The organism is Sphingomonas sp. IW22 (assembly GCF_041321155.1).
Taxonomy (GTDB): Bacteria; Pseudomonadota; Alphaproteobacteria; order Sphingomonadales; family Sphingomonadaceae; genus Sphingomonas.
In genome coordinates, this window is sequence record NZ_JBGGWB010000005.1 from 47,276 (window position 1) to 69,993 (window position 22,718).

At 65.7% G+C, this 22,718-nt stretch carries 19 protein-coding genes; 8 read left to right on the plus strand and 11 right to left on the minus strand.

The window, feature by feature from the left end; translation table 11 throughout:
• Positions 1 to 13: 13 nt before the first annotated feature.
• From ACAX61_RS15895 to ACAX61_RS15905, 3 genes are read right to left on the minus strand one after another with little or no spacing between them, the layout of a single operon-like run.
• The gene (locus ACAX61_RS15895; RefSeq protein WP_370715711.1) at positions 14 to 1,198 is read right to left on the minus strand and encodes an acyl-CoA dehydrogenase family protein; all 1,185 of its coding nucleotides are present in this window, start codon (positions 1,196 to 1,198) and stop codon (positions 14 to 16) included.
• Positions 1,198 to 2,502: an amidase family protein gene (locus tag ACAX61_RS15900; protein WP_370715712.1), complete on the minus strand. Its 1,305-nt coding sequence runs from the start codon at positions 2,500 to 2,502 to the stop codon at positions 1,198 to 1,200. Before ACAX61_RS15900 ends, ACAX61_RS15895 begins: the two co-directional genes overlap by 1 nt.
• A 10-nt stretch (positions 2,503 to 2,512) precedes the next feature.
• Positions 2,513 to 4,540, minus strand: a complete 2,028-nt coding sequence (locus tag ACAX61_RS15905; RefSeq protein WP_370715713.1) for a 3-hydroxyacyl-CoA dehydrogenase NAD-binding domain-containing protein — start codon at positions 4,538 to 4,540, stop codon at positions 2,513 to 2,515.
• A 287-nt stretch (positions 4,541 to 4,827) separates the two neighbouring features.
• Here ACAX61_RS15905 and ACAX61_RS15910 point away from each other — a divergent pair, with 287 nt between their 5' ends.
• Complete coding sequence (locus ACAX61_RS15910) at positions 4,828 to 6,525, plus strand: class I adenylate-forming enzyme family protein (RefSeq protein ID WP_370715841.1); 1,698 nt, start codon at positions 4,828 to 4,830, stop codon at positions 6,523 to 6,525.
• A 3-nt stretch (positions 6,526 to 6,528) separates the two neighbouring features.
• Here ACAX61_RS15910 and ACAX61_RS15915 read toward each other — a convergent pair whose 3' ends face one another.
• The 3 genes from ACAX61_RS15915 to ACAX61_RS15925 all read right to left on the minus strand — a co-directional run bounded on the left by ACAX61_RS15915 (position 6,529) and on the right by ACAX61_RS15925 (position 8,627).
• Complete coding sequence (locus ACAX61_RS15915) at positions 6,529 to 7,218, minus strand: GIN domain-containing protein (RefSeq protein ID WP_370715714.1); 690 nt, start codon at positions 7,216 to 7,218, stop codon at positions 6,529 to 6,531.
• Between the two features lie 40 nt (positions 7,219 to 7,258).
• The gene (locus tag ACAX61_RS15920) at positions 7,259 to 7,966 is read right to left on the minus strand and encodes a head GIN domain-containing protein (RefSeq protein WP_370715715.1); all 708 of its coding nucleotides are present in this window, start codon (positions 7,964 to 7,966) and stop codon (positions 7,259 to 7,261) included.
• A 127-nt stretch (positions 7,967 to 8,093) separates the two neighbouring features.
• A complete protein-coding gene (locus ACAX61_RS15925; RefSeq protein ID WP_370715716.1) occupies positions 8,094 to 8,627 on the minus strand; it encodes a CarD family transcriptional regulator in 534 nt (177 codons plus the stop codon).
• A gap of 287 nt (positions 8,628 to 8,914) precedes the next feature.
• Here ACAX61_RS15925 and ACAX61_RS15930 point away from each other — a divergent pair, with 287 nt between their 5' ends.
• A complete protein-coding gene (locus ACAX61_RS15930; protein WP_370715717.1) occupies positions 8,915 to 9,541 on the plus strand; it encodes a trimeric intracellular cation channel family protein in 627 nt (208 codons plus the stop codon).
• On the opposite strand, the gene ACAX61_RS15935 is transcribed toward ACAX61_RS15930, so the two are convergent.
• The 3 genes from ACAX61_RS15935 to sppA are packed head-to-tail and all read right to left on the minus strand — an operon-like array spanning position 9,538 to position 12,697.
• A complete protein-coding gene (locus ACAX61_RS15935; RefSeq protein WP_370715718.1) occupies positions 9,538 to 10,218 on the minus strand; it encodes a DUF2490 domain-containing protein in 681 nt (226 codons plus the stop codon). The two genes, ACAX61_RS15930 and ACAX61_RS15935, sit on opposite strands and share 4 nt — an antisense overlap.
• 38 nt (positions 10,219 to 10,256) lie before the next feature.
• Positions 10,257 to 10,808: an arsinothricin resistance N-acetyltransferase ArsN1 family B gene (locus ACAX61_RS15940; protein WP_370715719.1), complete on the minus strand. Its 552-nt coding sequence runs from the start codon at positions 10,806 to 10,808 to the stop codon at positions 10,257 to 10,259.
• Entirely contained in the window at positions 10,805 to 12,697 is a 1,893-nt protein-coding gene (gene sppA / locus ACAX61_RS15945; protein ID WP_370715720.1) for a signal peptide peptidase SppA, read from the minus strand. Before sppA ends, ACAX61_RS15940 begins: the two co-directional genes overlap by 4 nt.
• A 213-nt stretch (positions 12,698 to 12,910) precedes the next feature.
• Between sppA and groES the strand changes: the two genes are divergently transcribed.
• Together groES and groL are read left to right on the plus strand one after the other, a co-directional pair.
• Entirely contained in the window at positions 12,911 to 13,201 is a 291-nt protein-coding gene (gene groES, locus ACAX61_RS15950) for a co-chaperone GroES (RefSeq protein ID WP_370715721.1), read from the plus strand.
• Positions 13,202 to 13,249: 48 nt separating this feature from the next.
• Positions 13,250 to 14,896: a chaperonin GroEL gene (gene groL / locus ACAX61_RS15955; protein WP_370715722.1), complete on the plus strand. Its 1,647-nt coding sequence runs from the start codon at positions 13,250 to 13,252 to the stop codon at positions 14,894 to 14,896.
• 119 nt (positions 14,897 to 15,015) lie between these two features.
• Here the strand turns inward: groL and ACAX61_RS15960 are convergent, their stop codons facing one another.
• Complete coding sequence (locus ACAX61_RS15960) at positions 15,016 to 15,930, minus strand: TraB/GumN family protein (RefSeq protein ID WP_370715723.1); 915 nt, start codon at positions 15,928 to 15,930, stop codon at positions 15,016 to 15,018.
• Between the two features lie 305 nt (positions 15,931 to 16,235).
• Here ACAX61_RS15960 and ACAX61_RS15965 point away from each other — a divergent pair, with 305 nt between their 5' ends.
• The 4 genes from ACAX61_RS15965 to ACAX61_RS15980 all read left to right on the plus strand — a co-directional run bounded on the left by ACAX61_RS15965 (position 16,236) and on the right by ACAX61_RS15980 (position 20,034).
• The gene (locus ACAX61_RS15965; RefSeq protein WP_370715842.1) at positions 16,236 to 17,624 is read left to right on the plus strand and encodes an amidohydrolase; all 1,389 of its coding nucleotides are present in this window, start codon (positions 16,236 to 16,238) and stop codon (positions 17,622 to 17,624) included.
• Positions 17,624 to 18,931 (plus strand): amidohydrolase family protein, encoded by a 1,308-nt coding sequence (locus ACAX61_RS15970; RefSeq protein ID WP_370715843.1) that lies wholly within the window; start codon positions 17,624 to 17,626, stop codon positions 18,929 to 18,931. The genes ACAX61_RS15965 and ACAX61_RS15970 overlap by 1 nt, the downstream gene beginning before the upstream one ends.
• A gap of 81 nt (positions 18,932 to 19,012) precedes the next feature.
• The gene (locus ACAX61_RS15975; protein WP_370715724.1) at positions 19,013 to 19,684 is read left to right on the plus strand and encodes a TetR/AcrR family transcriptional regulator; all 672 of its coding nucleotides are present in this window, start codon (positions 19,013 to 19,015) and stop codon (positions 19,682 to 19,684) included.
• Positions 19,681 to 20,034, plus strand: coding sequence for a hypothetical protein (locus ACAX61_RS15980; RefSeq protein WP_370715725.1), 354 nt, complete (start codon positions 19,681 to 19,683; stop codon positions 20,032 to 20,034). The genes ACAX61_RS15975 and ACAX61_RS15980 overlap by 4 nt, the downstream gene beginning before the upstream one ends.
• Before the next feature lie 76 nt (positions 20,035 to 20,110).
• Here the strand turns inward: ACAX61_RS15980 and ACAX61_RS15985 are convergent, their stop codons facing one another.
• Entirely contained in the window at positions 20,111 to 22,582 is a 2,472-nt protein-coding gene (locus ACAX61_RS15985; protein WP_370715726.1) for a PhoX family protein, read from the minus strand.
• Between the last annotated feature and the right edge of the window lie 136 nt (positions 22,583 to 22,718).

Here is a 22,718-nt window from a genome sequence, read left to right on the forward strand (position 1 = left end):
GGACCGTCATTCGTCACGCGCCCGGCAGTTCCAGGATGCGCTTGGCAATGATGTTCAGCTGAATCTCGCTGGTTCCGCCCTCGATCGAATTGGCCTTGGTGCGGAGCCATGCACGCGCCCTGGCGCCGCCGTTCGATGCTTCGCTTTCCCATTCCAGCGCGTCCGAACCGCCCGCCGCCATCACCAGTTCGTGGCGACGCTTGTTCAGTTCGGTGCCAACATATTTCATCATGCTGGGCTGCGCGGGGTGGGCGCGACCGGCCTTCAGTTCATCGATGAACCGCTCCGACATCGCGGCAAAGGCGCGCGTGCGCACGTCGAATTCGGCAATCGCCGCGCGCAGCAGCGGGTCGGCCAGCCGGCCCTTGTCGTCCAGCCCGATCGTCGCGATGGCGCCTTCGACCAGCGGATTGCCGCCCGTTCCCTGACCCAGGCCCATGCCGGAAATCATCTCCCGCTCATGGCCGAGCAGATATTTGGCGACGTCCCAGCCCTTGTTCTCGTCATGGATGCGGTTCTTCTTGGGCACGCGCACATTGTCGAAAAACGTCTCGCAAAAGGGCGAATAGCCGCTGATCAGCAGAATCGGCTTGGTCGAGACCCCGGGCGATTCCATGTCGAACAACAGGAAGCTGATGCCGCCCTGTTTCGATTCGCGCGACGTGCGAACCAGACAGAAGATCCAGTCGGCCTTGTCGGCATAGCTGGTCCAGACCTTTTGCCCGTTGACGATGTAATCCTCGCCAGCATCCTCGGCACTGGTGGCGAGGCCGGCGAGATCGGACCCGGCATTCGGTTCCGAATAACCCTGACACCAGCGGATCTCGCCGCGCGCGATGCGGGGCAGATGTTCGAGCTTCTGCTCCTCGGTCCCGTATTTGAGCAGGGCCGGGCCGAGCATCGAAATGCCGAAGCTGGACAGGGGGTTGCGACAGCCCAGCGCCGCCATCTCCTCCTTCAGCACCTTTGCCTCCGCCGGGGACAGGCCGCCGCCGCCATAGGCCGCGGGCCAGTCGGGTACGGTCCAGCCGCGCGCGGCCATTGCGTCCATCCATTCGCGCTGGCCGGGCTGATAGCTCGCCTTGCGGCCGCCCCAGCACACATCCTTTTCGCTGCGGACGGGCTGGCGCATTTCGGGCGGGCAATTGGCCTGAAGCCAGGCGCGGGTTTCGGAACGGAACTGGGACAGGTCAGTCATCACGCGGCTCCTTGAAGCTGGCGGTCGATCAGCTGGGCAATGGCGATGGCGCGGTGGTCGCGACGTGGCGCGGTGATGACCTGCACCCCGGCGGGTAGGCCATCGACGCGTCCAACCGGCACGACGCATGCTGGGAGGCCGGGATAGGTCGCCAGCCCTGCCCAGATCAGATGCGCGTCATAAGCGGAGTCGCGTCCGTCGATGGTCAGGCTGCGCTCACCAATGGAGCGGTGGTCATGGGGAAAGGCCAGCGTCGAGGCGGGCGGCGCGATGACGGCATCGACCTCTTCAAACAGCGATTCCCATGCGCGCGTGGTGCGTGCCTGCGCGTCCAGCCAGCTAAGCCACGCCAACAGCGTCGGCATCGTATTGTGCAGCGCCGGTTGCGGACGGGCAAAGGTGACGTTCAGCATCTTGCCATAGGCGTCATGCTGTCGCGACAGGTCGGGCAGGGCGGCATGATCGCGCACCACCTGAACCCCGACCTGTGCCAGTGCCTCTGCCGCGTGCTCGACCGCCTCGACACAGGCGGCATCGGTTGGACCGGCGGGATGCGCCGTCAGCGCCAGCACCCGGCGCGGTGGTGCGTCGGCAGCGGGCAGCGGCAGGGTGGCGAGGATGTCGAGCATCGCTGCCAGATCCTCCCCCGACCGTGCCATCGGGCCGATCACGCCCAGCGCCGTCTCCGCGCCGTCGGTCCGGGGATAGCGATGACCGTGGCTGTCGATCGCCCCCCATGTCGGCTTAAGACCCCAGACGCCGCAGAAATGCGCGGGCACCCGGATCGAGCCGCCGATGTCGCTGCCCATTTCGATCGGAACATAACCCGCCGCCAGCGAAGCCGCCGATCCACCCGAGCTGCCACCGGGCGTGCGATCCCGGTCGGCGGGGTTGCGGGTAACGCCGTGGATTGAATTGACTGACTGCCAATCCCCCAACCCCTTTGGCACATTGGTCTTGCCCAGCACGATCGCGCCGGCCGCCTTCAGCCGGGCGACCGCCACCGCGTCGGTTTCGACGCGGTTGTCGCGGTGGTGCGAAAAGCCCCAATGGGTGGGCAGTCCGGCAACGTCGAACGCCTCCTTCACCGTCATCGGCACGCCCAGCATCGGCATGCCGTCGGCGGCCGGACCGCGCCCGTCGATGGCGTCGGCGGCGGCGCGCGCACGGTCGAAATCGCGGACGACGACGGCGTTGATGTCGCCGTCATCGGCCTCGATCCGGGCGATCGCCGCCTCTACTTCGGCGCGGGCAGTCGTCTCGCCGCTGCGGATGGCGGCGGCGGTGGCGAGGGCCGATCTCATCGCGCGTGCCTCAATTGAACTTCTCGCCCTTTTCGGCCTTTTCGCGCAGCAGAGCCGACACCTCGAACCCGTGCTTTTCCAGACCGGCGACGATCTTTTTCAGGCCTTCGCCATCGGCCCAGAACATCGGTCCGCCGCGATAGGGCGGCCAGCCATAGCCATAGACCCAGACGACATCGATATCGCTGGCGCGTTGGGCCATTCCCTCCTCGAGGATCTTAGCGCCTTCGTTGACCATGGTGTACAGCGTCCGTTCGACGATTTCCTCGTCGGTGACGTCGTGCTGGGGCGTGCCGGTTTTCTGGCGGAAATCCTCGATGATTGCGGCCACGCGCGGGCTGTTCGACGGCTGCCGCTTGTCGTCATAATCATAGAAGCCCGCGCCCTTTTTCTGGCCCCAGCGTTCCTCGGCGGCCAGCGCGTCGCGGATATTCTCGATGCGCGTTGGATCGCGGTGCCAGCCGATATCCACTCCGGCGAGGTCGGCCATCTGGAACGGGCCCATCGGCATGCCGAAGCCGACATGCACGCGGTCGATCTGTTCGGGGGTCGCGCCCTCCAGCAGCAGGTTCGTCGCCTCCACCTGACGCGGCATCAGCATGCGGTTGCCGATAAAGCCGTGACAGACGCCCGCGACAACCGCGACCTTGCGAATCTTCTTGGCGACCGTCATCGCGGTGACCAGCACGTCGGGCGCGGTCTTTGCGCCGCGCACGACTTCCAGCAGCTTCATGACATTGGCGGGCGAGAAGAAGTGCAGGCCGAGCACGTCCTGCGGCCGGCCGGTCGATGCGGCAATCTCGTCGATGTTCAGATAGGAGGTGTTGGACGCCAGGATCGCCCCGGGCTTGGCAATGCGGTCCAGCTTGCCGAAAATCTCCTTCTTGACGTCCATATTCTCATAGACCGCCTCGATGATCAGGTCGCAGTCGGCCAAATCGTCCATGCTGAGGCTGGGATTGAGCAGCCCCATCGCCTTTTCGACCTGCTCGGCGGTCATCCGCCCCTTGGCGGCGGTCGCCTCGTAATTTTTGCGCATGACGCCGGTGCCACGATCCAGCGCGTCCTGCTGCATCTCGACAATGGTCACGGGGATGCCCGCCGACAGGAAGTTCATGCTGATCCCGCCGCCCATCGTGCCCGCGCCGATCACGCCGACCTTCTTGATGGCCCGCGCTTCGGTGCCGTCGGGCACGCCGTCGATCTTGGCTGCCTTGCGCTCGGCAAAGAAGATGTGGCGCAGCGCCGCCGATTGGGCGCCCATCATCAGCTTCATGAAGGACATGCGTTCGCGCTGAACGCCTTCGGTATAGGGCTTGCCGGCAGTTGCCTCGATCACGTCGATGATCTCGGCGGGGGCGTCCATGCCCCGGAAGCGCTTGGCATTGGCCTTGCGGAACGTGTCGAACGTCGCCGAGTCGACGGTAACGTCGCGCGTGCTGGTGCGCGGCAGCGGGCGCGCGCCGGCGACTTCGCGGGCATAGGCGATCGCTTCATCGCGCAGTGCGCCTTCGCTCGCCAGCCGGTCGACCAGGCCGACGTCCTTGGCCTTTGCCGCCGGGATGGGGTCGCCCTTGGTCGCCATTTCCAGTGCGACTTCGACCCCCGCCACGCGCGGCAGCCGCTGCGTACCGCCCGCGCCGGGGAGCAGGCCCAGCTTCACTTCGGGCAGGCCGAACTTCGCCGACGGCACCGCCATGCGATAGTGACAGGCCAACGCGACTTCGCATCCGCCGCCCAGCGCGGTGCCGTGGACGGCGGCGATGACAGGCTTTTCGGATGCCTCGATCCGGTCGACCAGCACCGGCAGCGACGGTTCGACAAAGGGCTTGCCGAATTCGGTGATGTCGGCACCCGCGAAAAAAGTCTGCCCTTCGCAGATGATGACTACGGCCTTGATGCCGTCATCCCCGGCGGCTTCAGTCAGCGCGGCGTCGAGTCCCTGGCGCACGGCCGCGCCAAGTGCGTTGACGGGCGGGTTGTTGGAGGTGACGACCAGCACATCGCCTTCGCGGACGGTCGAAATCGGGGCGTTCATTCGCTTGCTACTCCTCGCAAAGTCGGACGCGGGCGCCATGGGCGCGGGAAAAAGGGGCGAGCACCGGGCAGGGGAGGGCAAGGGTGTCGGGTGTGCGGTTTTGCATACCTGTCCTTCGAATCCTCTCCATCGTCCGGCTCGAACCGGCGCTGTATAGCTATTGCCTTGAGCGCCACGCGAATCAACACTAACCTTCACGCAAACGTCAATCGGGCAAACCCGATCTTCGACATGGGATAGGAGAGACTGTCTTGGCCACTGCCCCCGCCAATCGTTCATGGCCCGCCATGACGCTTGCCCAGATCGAAGCCGCGCTGACCGCACCCGGCCAGCGATTCGAGATCGAGACCGTCGACATTCGCGGCGTGCCGACCCGCATATGGAAGAACGCACCGCCCAATCTGGCGTTGCTTGTTGCCTTCTCACGCAGCCACGGCGCACGGGAATTCATTGTGCATGAGGGGGAGCGCGTCACCTATGACGCGCATTTCCGCGCGGTCGCGCATCTGGCGCACAAGCTGGTCGAACTGGGCGTGGGGAAGGGCGACCGCGTTGCCTTTGCCATGCGGAACCTGCCCGAATGGCCTGCGATCTTCTTTGCCGTTGCCAGCATTGGCGCCATCGCGGTGCCGCTCAACGCCTGGTGGAGCGCGGCGGAGCTGACCTATGGCGTCAATGATTCGGGCGCGAAGCTGCTGATCCTTGATGGGGAGCGTCACGACCGTTTCCGCGCCAGCTTTGACGAGCTGCGCGGCGTCGAGCACATTTTCGTCACGCGCCCGCGCGGCCCGCTGGACGAGCGGGCGGTGCCGTTCGACAGCCTGCTGCCCGGGCCCAACGAATGGGCGGGTCTGCCCGAAATCGGCTTGCCCGCCGCCGCAGCACAGATTGCGCCCGATGACGATCTGGTCATCTTTTACACCAGTGGCACCACCGGCGCGCCAAAGGGGGCGCTGGGCACGCATCGCAACATGGCGACCAACATCTTTTCGTCCGCCTATACCGCCGCGCGCGCCATGCTGCGCCGGGGTGAGGTGCCACCTGCCACGCCGGAGCCGAAGGTCGGGCTGCTCGTCATTCCGCTGTTCCATGTCACCGCCTGTTCGGCGTCGTTGATGGGCACGGTCGCGACGGGCGGGACCATGGTACTGATGCGCAAATGGGACGCGGGAGAGGCGCTGCGCCTGATCGAGCGCGAACGCGTGCAGCTGACCGGCGGGGTGCCCACCATCGCCTGGCAATTGCTGGAGCATCCGGACCGCGACCGCCACGACCTGTCCAGCCTTGAGGCCGTGCAATATGGCGGCGCCCCGGCCGCGCCCGAACTGGTCCGCCGGATCGAGGCCGAATTCGGCGCCGCGCCCGGCAGCGGCTGGGGCATGACAGAGACGATGGCGACCGTCACCCAGCATAGCGGGGAGGATTATCTGGCGCGTCCCGACAGCTGCGGCCCCGCCGTTGCGGTGGCTGAACTCAAGATCATGTCGCTGGACGGCGCCACCGAATTGCCGCTGGGCGAAGTGGGCGAGTTGTGGGCGCGCGGGCCGATGATCGTGAAGGGTTACTGGAACAAGCCGGAAGCGACGGCGGCGACCTTTGTCGATGGCTGGGTCCGCACCGGCGATCTTTCGCGGCTGGATGAAGAGGGATTTTGCTACATCGTCGACCGGGCCAAGGACATCATCATCCGGGGCGGCGAGAACATCTATTCGACCGAGGTGGAGAATATCCTCTACGCCCACCCCGCCGTCACCGATGCCGCGCTGGTCGGCGTGCCGCACCGCACGCTGGGGGAGGAACCGGCGGCGGTGGTCCATCTGTGCCCTGGCTGTTCGGCCAGCGAACAGGAGCTGAAGGACTGGGTCGCGCAGCATCTGGCCCCGTTCAAGGTGCCGGTCGCAATCCGCTTCATCGACACGGTCCTGCCCCGCAACGCCAATGGCAAGATTTTGAAGGGCGAATTGCGGGCGATGTTCGCGGGATAACGCCTATTTGCCGCAGCTGATCGTGCCGGGTCCGGCGCGGGTACAGGCGGCGGGGCCGGTGATGGTAATGCCGCCCATGCCCAGCGCGGTCGCGTTTGCCGTGCGCGTGGCATGTGCCCGGCTGTCGCCGCCGCTTTCCGACTGGAGGGTCAGGTCGCGCACGCTCAAGCCGGCTGCTTCGATGGTGCCGACGCCGTTGTTAAGCATATTCGCGGTGAGCGCCGTGCCGCTTAGTCGCAGCGCGCCAGAGCCGACGACGGACGCTTCCAGCCGGTCGGCCTGAATGTCGGCCACCTCGATCTGGCCCGATCCGGTCAGGCGGATCGCGACATCGGCGCTGCGCATCGTGTCGATGCGAACGCGTCCGGCGCCCATGACCGTGACACCGCCAAGCGAAAGCGTCGTAACCCGGATCGTCGGACGTTGCAGCCGCTCGCCCGGCCAGCCGCCCGCGTCGTTGACGCTGCCGCGCACGATCAGCGTGCGATCCTCGACCCGCATCTCCACGCCGTCGAGCGCCCGGCTGGCCCCGGTCGCAATGGCGGCGGGACTGGCGCCGGTCGATATATCGACGGCGAATGGCCCCTCAACCCGCACCCGGTCAAATGCGGTGACCATTGCCCGGCGCTCGTCAGCAGCGGCGGGCGCGGCGGCAAGGGTCAGCGCGGCGAGCGCGGTCAGAAAGCGGGCCATGCCGCCTGATCGCATTATCGGCGGGCAGCCGACAAGCGCCTCAGTTGCCGCACTTCACGCTGCCGATCCCGGCCTTGCTGACCTGACAGCGCGAACGATGGCCCAGATCGACCGAACCGACTCCGGCGATCGAAACGGCGGCGTCGCCATCGACATTGGCGGTAACGTCGCCCGCGCCCGCGACATCAACCTTGGCCCCGCGCACCATCAGTTCGCGCGCCCGGATCGATCCGGTACCAGCGACGCTGGCGTCCAGCATCTGCGCGTTGCCTGCCGCCGCGATATCGCCCGCGCCGGAGATGGTCAGGCGGACCTTGTTGCCGTCGATGCGGCCGATCGCCATGTCCCCCGCGCCTGCGACATCGGCGGAGAAATCGCCGCTGCCCCGGTCGATGGTCATATTGCCCGCGCCAACGATCGCGGCGGCTTGGATCTGCGGCATCATGACCTCGACCGTGGCCGACCCCTGATTGCCCCAACCCCAGGACCGCTCTTCGGCGCCGATGCGAAGGGTGCCGTCTTCGACCTTCATCTCCAGCCGGTCGACCAGCGCCTCATTGCCGCTGACCCGAACCTCAAAGCCGTTGCCCGTCGTCACGCGCACGTCGGCCGACGCAGCGTTCGTCACGCGCGTAAAACCTGATAGCGGATAGGATCGCTCGACCCGTGGGCCGGGGTCGCCCCCACCGACGGCAATGCCGCCACAGGCGGTCAGCGGAACGGCGAGCAGGATAGCGGCGCATCGCATGAAGACCTCCCCAACAGGTGTGTTGGTATTACAATACACCTGTTGGGGATTTTCGCAATCCCGTGCGAAAAGGGGGGAAGCGGTCACCCGCCTCCCCCCTTTTGCACGTTCGGACAGTGGTGGCCGGTCAGGCCTCGACCTTGTCCTTGTTGTGGATGGCTGCAGCCTTGCGCAGCACGTCCAGAATTTTCTCCAGCGCCGCCGGCTCGTCCACTTCTTCCATCGCGGCGAGTTCGCGCGCGAGGCGGCTTGCTGCCGCTTCGAAGATCTGGCGTTCCGAATAGCTCTGTTCAGGCTGGTCGTCGGCACGGAACAGGTCACGGACCACTTCGGCAATCGACACCAGGTCGCCCGAATTGATCTTGGCTTCATATTCCTGCGCGCGGCGCGACCACATGGTCCGCTTGACCTTGGGCTTGCCCTTGAGCGTCTCCATCGCTTCCTTCAGCGTCTTGTCGCTGGAAAGCTTGCGCATGCCGACGCTTTCGGCCTTGTTGGTCGGCACGCGGAGCGTCATCCGCTCTTTTTCAAACCGCAGAACGTACAGCTCAAGCTGCATGCCCGCAATTTCCTGCCGTTGAAGTTCGATGACGCGACCGACGCCATGCTTGGGGTAGACAACATAATCACCGACGTCGAAGGACAGCGCCTTGGCAGCCATTCTTTCAAACCTTTCCGTGGACCCTTGACCCGAAAGGAGCGCTGCGTCGCCAACATAGCGGCTGGCGGCGGGACAGCGAAGGTCGGGCCAAATCTGTAGTTCGTCTCCGAGAGGCGGAAGCGAGTCTTCGTCTCCGTCGTGGCGCTTTTAACACAGCCGCAACAAAATTGCCAGCGTACGCATATTTCCCGTCGCGCGGGCAGCACGCCCTGTGCTGAACTGCGTCGCCGGCGCGTGGATGTGTGCCGGCTCTCGACCCGGTGGGCGCGGCGGGCTAACGCCCCGCTATGCTTCCCCAGGCCGCCTCGCTCAGTCCCGTTCTGCCCTGGCTCGATGCCTTTGGCATCGCGATGTTTGCGGCGTCGGGTGCGATTGCGGCGGCGCGGGCGCGGCAGACCTTTGTCACCGCCGCGTTTTTCGCGCTGATCACCGGCGTTGGTGGCGGCACGGTGCGCGACCTGTTGATCGACGCGCCGGTTTTCTGGGTTGTGGACCCGTGGATCGCCCTGATGTGTCTGGGCGGCGCGCTTGTGATCTGGGTCACGCCCGAACGCTGGTGGGCGGGGCAGGGACTGGACTGGCTGGATGCCATCGGGCTTGCCGCCTATGCCGTGTTCGGCGCGGCAAAGGCATTGGGGCTGGGCGTGCCGCCCGTTCCCGCAGTGCTGATGGGCGTGGTGACCGCTTGCGTCGGCGGCATCATCCGCGACGTGGTGGCGGGTGAGCCGTCGATCCTGATGCGCCCCGAGCTTTATGTGACGGCGGCGGCGCTGGCATCGGCGCTGTATGTCGGCATGCGGCTGATGGGGTTTCAGGGATTTCCCGTCGCGTCGATCGCGGCGGGCGCGGGCTTTGCGCTCAGGGCAGCAGCGATCCGCTGGAAGCTGGGCCTGCCCACCTATCGCGGGCGTTAGAGCGGATAGGTGAAGCCGAGGTTCAGCACATGGTTGCTGCGGTTTTCGCCCGCCCGGTAGACTGTCTGATTCAGATAGCCCGGCTCAACGCGCAGCTTTTCGCCCAGCGGCAGGCCGATGCCGACAAAATTGCGCCACTGATCGACGCCGCCGCGCACGCCCCAGCGCGTGTCGTTCAGGTTGAAGAAGCCCTCGCTATACGCAATCGCCTGTACCCGGCCGCCACGCGCGATTGGCGCCTGCACCCGCACCATCTGGCGCAGCCGCCATCCGGTATCGTCGCGCCCGACGATCATGCGCTGTTCCAGGCGGGTGCGACTGATGACCAGCGGCGCGCCGGTGCCGGTGCGGATCGGTGCAAACTGCACCTGTTGCCAGATGCGGTGTTCGTTGGTCGTCGTGCCCGACTCCGGATTAGTGTGAACATGGGCATAGCCGATCACCGCATGGGCATCGGGCGCGAAACGCACGCCGATGGCGGGCCGCGCCAGCGTCTGCACGCCATCGCCGACATCGTCGGTCAGGCGCACCTGACCCTCAACCCACAGGAACAAATCGCCCTTTACCGCGCCGGTCGCGGTAAAGGCGCCCCAGAGCTGAGCGTCATCCTCTGCCAGCGCGGGCGAAGCGGCGAAGGCGGCGGTCAGCGCCGCCGCAAGAAGATGGCGGGGAAGCATGTCCCCTCATTAACCCCGCCATCCGACGGGGCAAGCGGTCAATCGCGCACGACCCCGACGTCGCGAAAGGGGCGCACCGGGCGCGGGGGCGTCGCGGCTTCGGCCAGCTCGCATTGCCAGAAGCCAACATCGATCCAGCGACCGAACTTGAACCCCGCTTCCCGGATCACGCCCGCGCGACGGAAGCCGACCTGTTCGTGCAGCTTGATCGACGCGTCATTGGGCAGCGCGATGGCGCCGATGGCGTGGACAAAGCCCTGCGCGCGCAGCGTGTCGATCAGCGCTTCGTATAGCAGCCGCCCGACTCCGCGCTGCTGCGCATCACCCGCCAGATAGATCGAGGTCTCGACCGTCCAGTGATAGGCGGGCCGATCGCGAAACCGCCCGGCATAGGCATAGCCGACCACCGCATCGCCATCGGTCGCGACCAGCCACGGATACAGCCCTTCGCTGGCCGTCATGCGCGCGCGCATGGTGCGCGCGTCGGGCGCCTCGCTTTCGAAACTGACCGTGCCTGAAAGGACGAAGGGCGCATAGATGGCGGCGATGGCCGACGCGTCGGCAGGCTCTGCGGCGCGGATAGCGATCATGGCAGGGCGCGTTCGATCAGCATTCGGGTCAGTGCGCGATCCTCACCCCGCGCGGCGGCGGGCGCAAAGCCCGCACATTCAAGGCAGCGTGCCTGCACCGACTGGCCGGACAGCAAGCGGCGCATGTCGCCGACCGCGCGGGCCAGTACGCCGCGCCGCTCCGCCGCCATGCGCGCGAACAGGTCATTGCCCAGCGATGCCTCCTCAGTGCCCTGGTCGCGGTCCTGCTCACGCTGCCACGCTTCCGCCAGCTGCGCGGCCCAGCCCGGTTCCTTTTCAAGATAGACGGTGCGGACCTTTTCCGGGTCCAGCTTGGCGCGGCGCGCGGCTTCGGCCACGGCGTCGTCCAGCCCGCCAAAGCGGTCGACGAGCCCGATCTGTCGCGCGGTCCCGCCATCCCAAACGCGGCCCTGGCCGATCTGGTCGACGCGCGCGGGCGACAGGCGGCGCGATTGCGCGACCAGCCCGACGAAGCGGCGATACACATCCTCGATCGATCCTTGCAGGATCGTGTCGAATTCGGGGCTGGTGCCCGCGAACAGGTCCGGCTGGCCGGACAGCGGCGTCGTCCGCACGCCGTCCGCGGTCACGCCGATCTTGCTGATCGTGTTTTCGAAGGTGGGGATGACGCCGAAAACCCCGATCGATCCGGTGATGGTATTCGGTTCGGCAAAGATCATGTCGGCGGGGGTCGAGACCCAGTAGCCGCCCGACGCAGCCAGCCCGCTCATCGACACGGTGACGGGCAGGCCTTGCGCCTTGGCCTGAAGGATCGCCTGACGGATCTTTTCCGATGCCATCACCGACCCGCCGGGCGAATCGACGCGCACGACCAGCGCCTTGAGGTTTTTCTCTGCCAGCCCCTTCAGGATCAGATTGGCGATCGTATCGCCCGCCGCGCTGCCGGGGCCTGATTGACCGTCAACGATCTCGCCCGCGACCGTGACGACGCCAATCGCGTCCCCAGTGGTTGGCACCGGATTGGCGGCCAGATAATCGGCGAGCCGGATCGTGTTGTAACTGCCCGCCGGCTTGCCCGTCGGCGCACCGACAATCTCGGCCACCCGCTTGCCAAAGGCGATTTCATCGCCGGTCTTGTCGATCAGCCCGGCGGACAGGTTGGCGCGGCTGAGGTCGCCATTCGCCGCGCGGACCAGTTCGGCAGCGCGGGCCATGAATTCGGCCACACGTGCTTTTGGCCGCGCCTTGCTCACCAGTTCCAGCCAGCGGGACTGGATGGCGCCGTACAGCGCCTGATTTGCGGCGCGCGCCTCCGGCGACTGGTCGGCGCGCAGATACGGCTCGACCGCCGACTTGTAGGTGCCGACGCGATAGATGTGCGCGTTCACGCCCAGCTTGTCGATCAGCCCCTTGTAATAAAGCTGCGATCCGCCGGGGCCTGTCAGTACCGTTCCGACAAACGGGTGCGACCAGATTTCGCTGGCATTGGCGGCGATCAGATATCCAGCGTCGGTATAGCCCATGGCATAGGCCAGCACGGGCTTGCCCGTGGCACGGACCGCGCCGACCGCTTCGGCAACCTGCGCCACAACTGCCGGATAGCCGCCGGTAAAGCTGTTGAGGTCGAGGACGACGACCTTGACCCGGCTGTCGGTGCGAGCCGCATTCAGCGCGCGGACCACGTCGCGCAGACGCGTTTCCCGTACCATTTCGCCACCGGCCAGCCCGGCAAAGGGGTCCACTTCCTGCGGCTGTTCGACGATCTGGCCCTGAAGCTCGACCAGCAACGCGCCGTCCGCGATCGTGGCCGCATTGGGCCGCGCCGACAGCAGCGCGAACAAAGTGCCGAAGAACAGCAGCATGAAGATCAGGACCAGCGCGTCCTTGATTCCGACCAGCAGCTTCCACGCGGCCCGCACCAGCTTCACGTCGCAATTCTCCTTCGTATCGGCGCTTTGCGCTAGAGCATCGGCCCGCGACAGGCAACGGCGTCTTGGGCGCGTAACACAGCACCAACAGCATCATTTTTTGTCCCGTGGCTGCTTGACGACTCATCGGAGCGGCAACATATCCGCGTCCGTTAGCACTCGGGGGATTTGAGTGCTAAGCAAGGTCAACCATCCCTTTTGAGAGGAAGGCGCATGAACTTTCGTCCGCTGCACGACCGCGTGCTGGTCCGCCGCGTCGAAGCCGAGGAAAAGACGGCAGGCGGCATCATCATTCCCGACACCGCCAAGGAAAAGCCGCAGGAAGGCGAAGTTGTCGCCGCCGGCGCCGGCGCCAAGAACGACAAGGGCGAAGTGAGCCCGCTGGACGTCAAGGCCGGTGACCGCATCCTGTTCGGCAAGTGGTCGGGCACCGAGGTCAAGGTGAACGGCGAAGACCTGCTGATCATGAAGGAAAGCGACATCCTCGGCATCGTCGAGGCGTAAGTCACTCCTTCGTTTCTTCTCTTCACATTCAACTGAAAGGGTAGCCACATGGCAGCCAAGGACGTGAAATTCAGCCGCGACGCGCGTGAGCGCATCCTGCGCGGCGTCGACATCCTCGCCGACGCAGTCAAGGTCACGCTGGGCCCGAAGGGCCGCAACGTCGTGATCGACAAGTCGTTCGGTGCGCCCCGCATCACCAAGGACGGCGTCAGCGTCGCCAAGGAAATCGAACTCAAGGACAAGTTCGAGAACATGGGCGCGCAGATGGTCCGCGAGGTCGCCTCGAAGACCAATGACGTCGCCGGTGACGGCACCACCACCGCGACCGTTCTGGCCCAGGCGATCGTTCGCGAAGGCATGAAGTCGGTTGCGGCCGGCATGAACCCGATGGACCTGAAGCGCGGCGTCGATCTTGCCGTGACCAAGGTTGTTGCGGACCTTCAGTCGCGTTCGAAGCCGGTTTCGGGTTCGAGCGAAATCGCTCAGGTCGGCATCATTTCGGCCAATGGCGACCGTGAAGTCGGCGAAAAGATCGCCGAAGCCATGGAAAAGGTCGGCAAGGAAGGCGTCATCACCGTCGAGGAGGCCAAGGGTCTCGAATTCGAACTCGACGTTGTTGAGGGCATGCAGTTCGACCGCGGTTACCTGTCGCCCTACTTCATCACCAACCCGGAAAAGATGGCGGTCGAGCTGAACGACCCGTACATCCTGATCCACGAGAAGAAGCTGTCGTCGCTGCAGGCGATGCTGCCGATCCTCGAAGCGGTTGTGCAGTCGGGCCGTCCGCTCCTCATCATCGCCGAGGACATCGAAGGCGAAGCGCTGGCGACCCTGGTCGTCAACAAGCTGCGCGGCGGCCTGAAGGTCGCAGCGGTCAAGGCGCCTGGCTTCGGCGATCGCCGCAAGGCGATGCTGGAAGACATCGCGATCCTGACCAAGGGCGAAGTCATCAGCGAAGACCTGGGCATCAAGCTCGAGTCGGTGACGCTGGGCATGCTCGGCACCGCCAAGCGCGTCACGATCGACAAGGACAACACCACCATCGTCGATGGTGCGGGTGAAGCCGATGCGATCAAGGGCCGCACCGATGCGATCCGTCAGCAGATCGAAATCACCACCAGCGACTATGACCGTGAGAAGCTCCAGGAGCGTCTGGCGAAGCTGGCGGGCGGCGTGGCCGTGATCAAGGTCGGCGGCGCTTCGGAAGTCGAGGTGAAGGAGCGCAAGGATCGCGTCGACGACGCGCTGCACGCTACCCGCGCCGCGGTTGAAGAAGGCATCGTCCCCGGTGGCGGTACGGCGCTTCTGTACGCGACCAAGGCTCTGGAAGGGCTGACCGGCGCGAACGAAGACCAGACCCGCGGTGTGGACATCGTCCGCAAGTCGCTGACCGCGCTGGTTCGCCAGATCGCCAGCAATGCGGGCCACGACGGCGCGGTCGTGTCGGGCAAGCTGCTCGACCAGACCGACACGTCGTTCGGCTTCAACGCGGCGACCGACACCTATGAGAACCTGGTGTCGGCCGGCGTGATCGACCCGACCAAGGTCGTTCGCACCGCGCTTCAGAACGCGGCTTCGGTCGCTGGTCTGCTCATCACCACCGAAGCGGCGGTGAGCGAGCTGCCGGAAGACAAGTCGGCGGCCCCCGCAATGCCCGGTGGCGGCATGGGCGGCATGGGCGGCATGGACTTCTGATCCCGATCGTCCGGGGCGGCGTTGCTGCCCCGGACACGGAATTGGAAATGCCCGAAAAGAAAAGGGCCGGGGGTTCGCTCCCGGCCCTTTTTTGTGTGTCCCGTCGGCCAGTTAGCCCCTCAATAGGGGACGCGAACCGCCCGCAACTTGCGTTCGGCCAGCTTGGCCATCACGCTGTCCCGACCCGCCAGGTGGCCCGCGCCGACCGCCAGGAAAACGGTCCCAGGCTTGTCCAGCCGCGTGTCGATCCATTCGGCCCAGCGCGCGTTGCGATCGGTCAGCAGCGCCTCTGCCACTTCGGGGCTGTCGTTCAACCCCTCGTTCATCATCTTCGCCAGCCGGTCGGGGTCGCCCTTTGCCCAGGCGTCGATCATCGATTCGATCAGCGGCTGGATGCGCGGGAGTTCGGCCACGGTCGAATTGAGCAGCGCGATCTGTGCCGCATCAGGCAGCGATTCGAAAAAGCCCAGCTGCTGTTCCGCCGTCTCCAGCCCGGACACGGGCTTTCGCGCCGTCTTGGCAGCGGCGGTAATCTGGGCCTCCACCCCCTGCGCCGGATCATAACCCAGCTTGATCAGCGGCAGCAGCGACAGGTTGGTCGACGCGAACCACGGATCGGTCCGGTCGAACGCGTTGGCCGGCAGGCCCAGCGACCCCAGTGCGGCAAGATATGCCTCGCGCTTCTCGGGCGACAGCTTCTCAGGCAGCGATGGCCCGCTATTTGTGATCGCCAGACGCTGGATCAGAACCTGCATCGCCTGTGGCTCCGGCGTCACCATTTCAAGGACGACCTCGTCGCTGGCGTCGAATGCCTTCCGCACGCCCTCGTCGAACCAGGACAGGCCGGGCTTTAACACATGGATGGTGCCGAACAGATAAATGGTCGTATCGTCGTCGCGAACCATCCACAGCGCAGGATCGGCATCCACCGTCGCCGTCGCGGCGGCGGCTGGGGGCGGGGTCTGCGCTGCCAGCGCGACCGGCGATGCCGCCAGCCCCAGCGCGATCACGAATTTGCGCAACGATTTCGGCATCACCAATCCCTTCGGAGCCATGCGTTTGCCGGTGGATAGCCGCTCCCGGCGCGATTGCCAGCCGGATTGCGACCCGCCGCCGGCGCGCGCGGCGATTGTGAAATCCGCGATTTACACGGCGGCCTTTTCGTTTCACCTTTTACCGCAAGAGGGGGCGCGTTTTCCGGATCATTCGAAAAAGCTTTTGCGCGTGGCGTCGCGCGGGCCATCGCTTCGGATACGCGCGATCCTACCATTCGCTGGGTTAAGAATCGCTGCGTATCAGGGAGAAGAATGTGAAGCGATCATTGTTGCTGGGTGCGGCCATGGCGTTGCTGGCCGGCTGTGCCGCCAATGACGGAACGGGAAGCAAGACCGCATCGGCGGGGACCAAGGCGCCGCCGCCGGGCATGAACAAGGGCTATTCGCACGACCCGTTCCCGTCGACTTATCGCGCCTATCCAGGCCGCCCGACGCTGATCACCAACGTCACCGTGCTGGATGGCGAAGGTGGGCGCGTGGATAACGGGCAGGTCCTGTTCCGCGACGGAAAGATCGTGGCGGTTGGCCAGAACCTGGATGCCGGTGGCGCCGATGTGATCGACGGCCAGGGCAAGTGGGTGACCCCCGGCATCATCGATATCCACAGCCATCTGGGCGATTATCCCAGCCCGTCGGTCGACGCGCTATCCGACGGGAACGAGGCAACCGCACCGGTCACCGCCGAGGTGTGGGCCGAACATTCGGTGTGGCCACAGGACCCCGGCTTTTCCCGTGCGCTGGCGAATGGTGGCGTGACGACGCTGCAAATCCTGCCCGGATCGGCTAATCTGATGGGCGGTCGTTCGGTCACGCTCAAGAATGTCTATGCGCGCACCATGCAGGGAATGAAGTTCCCCGGCGCGCCCTATGGCCTGAAAATGGCATGCGGCGAAAACCCGAAGCGTGTCTATGGCGGCAAGGGGCGTGCGCCGTCGACGCGCATGGGCAATGTCGCGGTCAATCGTGCGACCTGGGCCAAGGCCGCGGAATATCGCCGCAAATGGGACAAATATGAAACCGACGGCGGCGATGCGCCGACGCGCGACATCCAGATGGATACGCTGCGCGGTGTGCTGTCGGGCGAGATCCTGGTCCACAACCACTGCTATCGCGCCGACGAGATGGCCATCGTCATGGATATGGCGAAGGAGTTCGGATACCAGGTCTCCACTTTCCATCACGCGGTCGAAAGCTACAAGATCGCCGACCTGTTGAAGGCGAACGGCGTTTGCTCGGCAGTGTGGGCCGACTGGTATGGCTTCAAGATGGAAAGCTATGACGCGGTGACCGAAAACCTCGCCATCCTCGACAAGGAGGGGGCGTGCGCGATGATCCATTCGGACGACGCCAACGGCATCCAGCGCCTGAACCAGGAAGTGGCCAAGGCGATGGCGGCGGGGCGCCGCGCGGGCATGACGATCACGCCCGAACATGCCTGGACCTGGCTGTCCTACAATCCGGCCAAGGCGATGGGCATTGCCGAGCAGACCGGCAGCCTGAAGCCCGGCAAGATGGCCGATGTGGTGCTTTGGAACGGCGATCCCTTCAGCGTCTATACCCGCCCGGAACGCGTGTGGATCGACGGCGCGCTGATGTACGACATGAACAATCCCAAAATGCGGCCGGTGGCTGATTTCGAACTGGGCCAGCCCGGCGAAGGAGATGTGAAGTGATGCGGGGCCTGAAGCTGATTGCAGCGCTGATGGCGACCGCCGCCGCGCTGCCCGCCGCCGCGCAGGACGTGGCGATCACCAACGCGAAGCTGGTCATCGGTGACGGTTCCGAGCCGGTCGATGGCGGCACCGTCGTCATTCGCGGCGGCCGCGTCGTCGCGGCGGGCGCGGGTGTTGCCGTGCCGGGCGGGATGCGTAGCGTCGACGCCGGGGGCCGCTGGGTTTCGCCGGGTATTGTTGCCGGCTTTACCCGCATGGGCGTGGTCGAGGTCGACGGTGTGCGCGATACCGACGATTCCGCCGCCGCCGGATCGGTGTTCAATGCCGGTCTGGATCTGGCCCCGGCGGTCAATCCGCGCTCGACCCCGATCGCGGTCAACCGGGCGGAGGGGATTACCCGCGCCGTCGTCGCACCCGATCCGCGCGGCTCGATCTTTGCCGGGCAGGGCGCGGTGATCGATTTGGGCGCCGACATGGATGCGGTGGTGCGACCGCGTGCATTCCAGTTCATGGAGTGGGGCGAAACCGGCGCCGACCGCGCCGGTGGCAGCCGCGCGGCGGCAATGGCGATGCTGCGCAACGCCTTTCACGAGGCGCAGGCCTATCGCCGCAACCCGTCCAGCTATGAGGACCGTGGCAAGGACGCGCTGCTGACGCGCACGGACGCCGCGGCACTTGTGCCCGTGATCGAAGGACGGATGCCGCTTCTGGTCCATGTCGAGCGTGCGTCGGACATTCTGACGCTGATCGAACTGAAGCGTGAGTTCCCGACGCTTCGCCCCGTGCTGGTCGGCGCGACCGAGGGATGGACCGTGGCGCGCGAAGTTGCGGCAGCAAAGATCCCGGTCATCGCATCGGCGCTGGCCGACCTGCCGGCCAGCTTCGAAAAACTGGCAGCGACCCAATCGAACATCGGACGGCTGAAGGCGGCGGGCGTGACCGTCGGCATCGGCTCGATCAACGATGACGAGGCGCGACAGGCACGGCTGGTCAAGCAATATGCCGGCAATCTGGTCGCCCTGACCAAGGTGCCCGGCGCATCGGGGCTTAGCTGGGGTCAGGCGTTCGCCACCATCAGCTCGCTGCCTGCCGAGGCGATCGGCATGGGTGACGAGATCGGCTCGCTCCGTGCGGGGCGGCGCGGCGACGTCGTGATCTGGGACGGCGACCCGCTGGAGGTCGGCACGGCTGCGACGACGGTGTTCGTCGACGGCGTCGAACAACCGCTCAGCAACCGTCAGACGCGGCTGCGTGACCGTTATCTCGACCCCAAGGAGGGAACACTCCCCAAGGCCTATCAGTATTAAGGCCAGCGCCTATAAAGAGCCGGACGGGTGCGATGGTCGTACCCGTCCGGCAAGGCGAAGAGGTGACGCGGGACATGGGCATTGGTTGACGCTGCTGGCTGTTGCGCCGAGACGCGCGCCCGCACGGGCCCGGGTCGACCGCGCGACCCGGCGAAGCTTGATGCGATCCTTGCCGCCGCGCGGGAAAGTTTCCTCGAACGCGGGTTTCACGCTTCGACCATTGAGGACATTGCCGCACGCGCGGGCGTGTCAAAGGTTACGCTGTACAATCGTTTCGGTGACAAGGAATCGCTGTTCGAGGCGATGGTCCGGCGCGAAGTGTCACGCATGGACGCCGCCTTCACGCTGCCGGCGGACGGCGAATTGTCGCTGGCGGAACGCCTGACCCAGATCGGCGCCGCACTTCTGGACGTGATGTTCGATCCCGATCATGTCGCCTTTGACCGGCTGATCGCGGGCGAAATCGCGCAATCACCCAAGCTGGCACGACGCTTTTTCGAAGCGGCACCGGGGCAATGCCGGGGTGCGCTGGCCCAGATCATTGCCGATGCGGCGCAATCGGGTCTGTTGAGCATCGATGATTCCACCCGAGCGGCCGAGGACCTCGTCGCGCTTTGGAAGGGGTTCTGCGATTTCGAGTTGAAACTGGGCCTGATCCAGCGGCCCGAGACCGAAGCGATCATAGCGCGCGCCGCGCGGGGAACGGCCGTGTTCCTGCGCGCCTATGCGCCCAATCAAGGAGCAGGAGGGTGAAGATGGTGCGGACGATTTTGGCCGGTGCGGCCATCGCGCTGCTGACGGCGTGCGGCGGTGGCGAAACCGCCGCGCCGGAAGCGAATCAGATGGGCGCCACTGAAAACGGTGAGGCGCTGAACTATCAGGCAGCGGTTCTGGACCTGCCGCCGAATCAGCGCGACGTGGTGATGATCCGCGCGATCCAGGATGCGGGTATCGAGTGCCAGCAGGTCACGGGCAGCGAGCAGATCAAGGGCGAAGGGCTGGTCTATCGCGCACGGTGCGCCGACGGCGCCAGCCATGTCGTCGCGATCAACGCCGATGGCAACGCCCAGGTCATCAGCGCGGGCGCCGCCGCCGACCGCTGAGCGCGCCGCAAGGGAGGCACAAAAAAGGGGGAGGCCGCCGGGCCTCCCCCTTTTCGTTTGTGGGCAGTGGCGCCGGTCAGAGACCGACGATGCCACCGTCATTCTTGCGGATGACCACAACACCCGAACGCGGACGCGTCGTCGCCGGGGCGCTTGAGTTGGTCTGGCTGGCCGGCCACTTGCTGGTCGGCGCGGTTGGCGTGCCGTCTTCACCCGGATGCTGGATGCCGACGAACAGCGTGCGGCCATCGGGCGTCGAGTCGACGCCGGTGATCTCGCACTCGACCGGGCCGACAAGGAAGCGACGCAGGCTGGTGCCCGGTGCCGCGCCGATGCGGGTGGTGACGGTGTTGGTCGTGCCGTCCGCCGCCGTGCTGGTCACCGAGCGCGTGCCGCCATCGCCGACGCGACCGGGGAAGGCGGCCAGCATCTGGTTGTTGGTGACATCGGTAAACGCGCCGTCGTCGGTCTGGATCCACAGCAGCGGATTGACCTGACCCGATGCGTTCGACGGGCGACCGAACCACAGGCCGTCGGGGCTGGAATGGTCGTTGTCGGCGGTCAGGCCCGACAGGTTGATGTTGGTCGGATCCAGATCCGAACCGGCGGCAAAGACATAGATGTCCCAGGTGAAGCTGGTCGCTTCGGTCGTGTCACCGGCTTCGCGCAGGCGCAGGATGTGCCCATTCCGGTTGCCGCGCGAGGTGCTGGGCGGATCCTGATACGAACGCGGGTTCGCGGCGTCGACGCGGCTGGCCGAGCGCGACGAGTTGTTGGTCAGGGTCAGGTACATCTCGCCATTGGCGGGGTTGACCGCAGTCCATTCCGGGCGATCCATCGGCGTCGCGGCCGACACGTCGGCGGCGATGCGCGCATGGACCAGCACATCCGCCTGATCCGCGAAGGGATAGGTTTCGTTGGTGCTGGTGATGGCGCCCTCGCCAAAGACCAGCGGTATCCACTGACCCGAACCGTCGGCATTGAACCGGGCGACGTACAGCGTGCCGTTGTCCAGATACTTGTCGCCAATCGCCAGACGGTCGGTGGCATTCGCATCCGCCGCGGTCCAGGGTGTCGCCGACACGAACTTGTACAGATATTCGTTCTGTGCGTCGTCGCCCATGTAAAAGGCGGGCTTCACGCCAGCCTTGAACAGGCCGGGCCAGCAGCCTTCGTGGTTCATGCGGCCAAGGGCGGTGCGCTTACGCGGCGCCTTGGTCTTGTCATAGGGGTCGATTTCCACAACCCAGCCATATTGGTTCGGCTCGTTGCGGTAATCAGTCGCCGCCGAGGAGCCGGTGGCCTGTGCGTCCCACTTGCGGAACACGGTGCTGCTCGAATCGGCGGGGGTGACGCTGGCCCAGGCATAGTTGCCGCTGGTGCTGCGAACGCCATAGCGCGTCAGGGCCGTCACTTCCTTGGCCGAACGACGCGGGTTGTCGGTCGCGGTGGGGCGGCGGAAATAGCCGGCCCAGTTTTCCTCGCACGTCAGCAGCGAAGCCCAAGGGGTGCTGCCATTGGCGCAGTTGTTGATGGTGCCGCGGCCTGCGGTGGCATCCGGCGAATAAGCGGTGACCAGCAGCGCATTGCCACGGCCCGGCCCGCGCATTTCGGTCGGCGTGTTGGGCGTGATGCGGCGATTGAACGTGCTGTTCTGGACATAGGCCCAGCCGCCGGAGCCCTGCACCAATTCGACTGCCGACACGCCGTGCGCCTCGATCTCCTTGATCGCTTCGGCTTCGGGGCGGGGGCCGGACGAAACGTTGGTGGGACCGTTCGGGTGCAGATACTGGACGTTCAGATTCTCATGGTTCTGCATGAGAATGCCGCGCGTGCTGCTGTTGTCGTCGCGTGCGGCCGATGCGTTCAGGCCGAAATAATACAGCGCATCGCCATGGTCGCCGATGCGGTTGGCGAAATTAGTGTCGGTGCCGTCATTCTTGTACGCCGCTGTGTCCGCCGCGATCGGGTCGCCCAGGCTCGTCAGGACCGCGACCGAATAGCCGGTCGGAACGGTCACGATATCAGCCTTGGTCTTGGCCACGGCGGTAAAGCCCAGCGCCGCCGGGGTCACGTTGACCGTGGTTTCGGCCGATGACGACAGGCCCTGCTGGTCGGTGGCGACATAGCGGAAGACCAGCGGGGTCGCAGCCGACACGGCCGGAGCGATGAAGGTCGCGGTCCCGGTGTTCGCGCCGTTCAGCGTGACGGTCGGACCGGAAACCTGCGTCCAGGCCGAGGTGACGATGCCCCCGTCGTCGGTAACGGTGCTGGTCAGCGAGACCAGACGCCCGGTCGAGCTGGAGCCGCTGGACCCTGCGGTCACGACCGGCGCGGTATTCCCGTCTTCATCGCCGCCATTGTCGTCGCACGCGGCCAGCACGGCGCCGCCGAACACGGCCAGCGCAGCCGCCGACACGCCGCCCTTCAGCGTGTCGCGACGTGAATAGCGATGGTCGATAATCTCGCCGAGCGACAGATTGGTCGTCGGGTTTGTTTCGATGTCGCCGTCGGTATAGCCCGACTCGATTTCCAGCATCTCGCTCATTCGTCTGATCCCCAATCCTAGCCCCAAAAGGCGTGACCCCAGGTCCCTGTCGCGTGTGGCGGTGCCAGCTTACGCGCCGATGCACAACGGGTTACGCGACGACGTCATTTCCATGACGGGTTTGCGACACCGCGTG

Bases quoted from the DNA above. Each gene is read 5' to 3' on its own strand.
- ACAX61_RS15905 (WP_370715713.1), bottom strand. From the start codon at position 4,540: ATGAACGCCCCGATTTCGACCGTCCGCGAAGGCGATGTGCTGGTCGTC.
- ACAX61_RS15910 (WP_370715841.1), top strand. From the start codon at position 4,828: ATGACGCTTGCCCAGATCGAAGCCGCGCTGACCGCACCCGGCCAGCGA.
- ACAX61_RS15940 (WP_370715719.1), bottom strand. From the start codon at position 10,808: ATGATCGCTATCCGCGCCGCAGAGCCTGCCGACGCGTCGGCCATCGCC.
- groL (WP_370715722.1), top strand. From the start codon at position 13,250: ATGGCAGCCAAGGACGTGAAATTCAGCCGCGACGCGCGTGAGCGCATC.
- ACAX61_RS15895 (WP_370715711.1), bottom strand. From the start codon at position 1,198: ATGACTGACCTGTCCCAGTTCCGTTCCGAAACCCGCGCCTGGCTTCAG.
- groES (WP_370715721.1), top strand. From the start codon at position 12,911: ATGAACTTTCGTCCGCTGCACGACCGCGTGCTGGTCCGCCGCGTCGAA.
- ACAX61_RS15970 (WP_370715843.1), top strand. From the start codon at position 17,624: ATGCGGGGCCTGAAGCTGATTGCAGCGCTGATGGCGACCGCCGCCGCG.
- ACAX61_RS15935 (WP_370715718.1), bottom strand. From the start codon at position 10,218: ATGCTTCCCCGCCATCTTCTTGCGGCGGCGCTGACCGCCGCCTTCGCC.
- ACAX61_RS15965 (WP_370715842.1), top strand. From the start codon at position 16,236: ATGGCGTTGCTGGCCGGCTGTGCCGCCAATGACGGAACGGGAAGCAAG.
- ACAX61_RS15900 (WP_370715712.1), bottom strand. From the start codon at position 2,502: ATGAGATCGGCCCTCGCCACCGCCGCCGCCATCCGCAGCGGCGAGACG.
- ACAX61_RS15930 (WP_370715717.1), top strand. From the start codon at position 8,915: ATGCTTCCCCAGGCCGCCTCGCTCAGTCCCGTTCTGCCCTGGCTCGAT.
- ACAX61_RS15915 (WP_370715714.1), bottom strand. From the start codon at position 7,218: ATGGCCCGCTTTCTGACCGCGCTCGCCGCGCTGACCCTTGCCGCCGCG.
- ACAX61_RS15985 (WP_370715726.1), bottom strand. From the start codon at position 22,582: ATGAGCGAGATGCTGGAAATCGAGTCGGGCTATACCGACGGCGACATC.
- ACAX61_RS15925 (WP_370715716.1), bottom strand. From the start codon at position 8,627: ATGGCTGCCAAGGCGCTGTCCTTCGACGTCGGTGATTATGTTGTCTAC.
- ACAX61_RS15920 (WP_370715715.1), bottom strand. From the start codon at position 7,966: ATGCGATGCGCCGCTATCCTGCTCGCCGTTCCGCTGACCGCCTGTGGC.
- ACAX61_RS15960 (WP_370715723.1), bottom strand. From the start codon at position 15,930: ATGCCGAAATCGTTGCGCAAATTCGTGATCGCGCTGGGGCTGGCGGCA.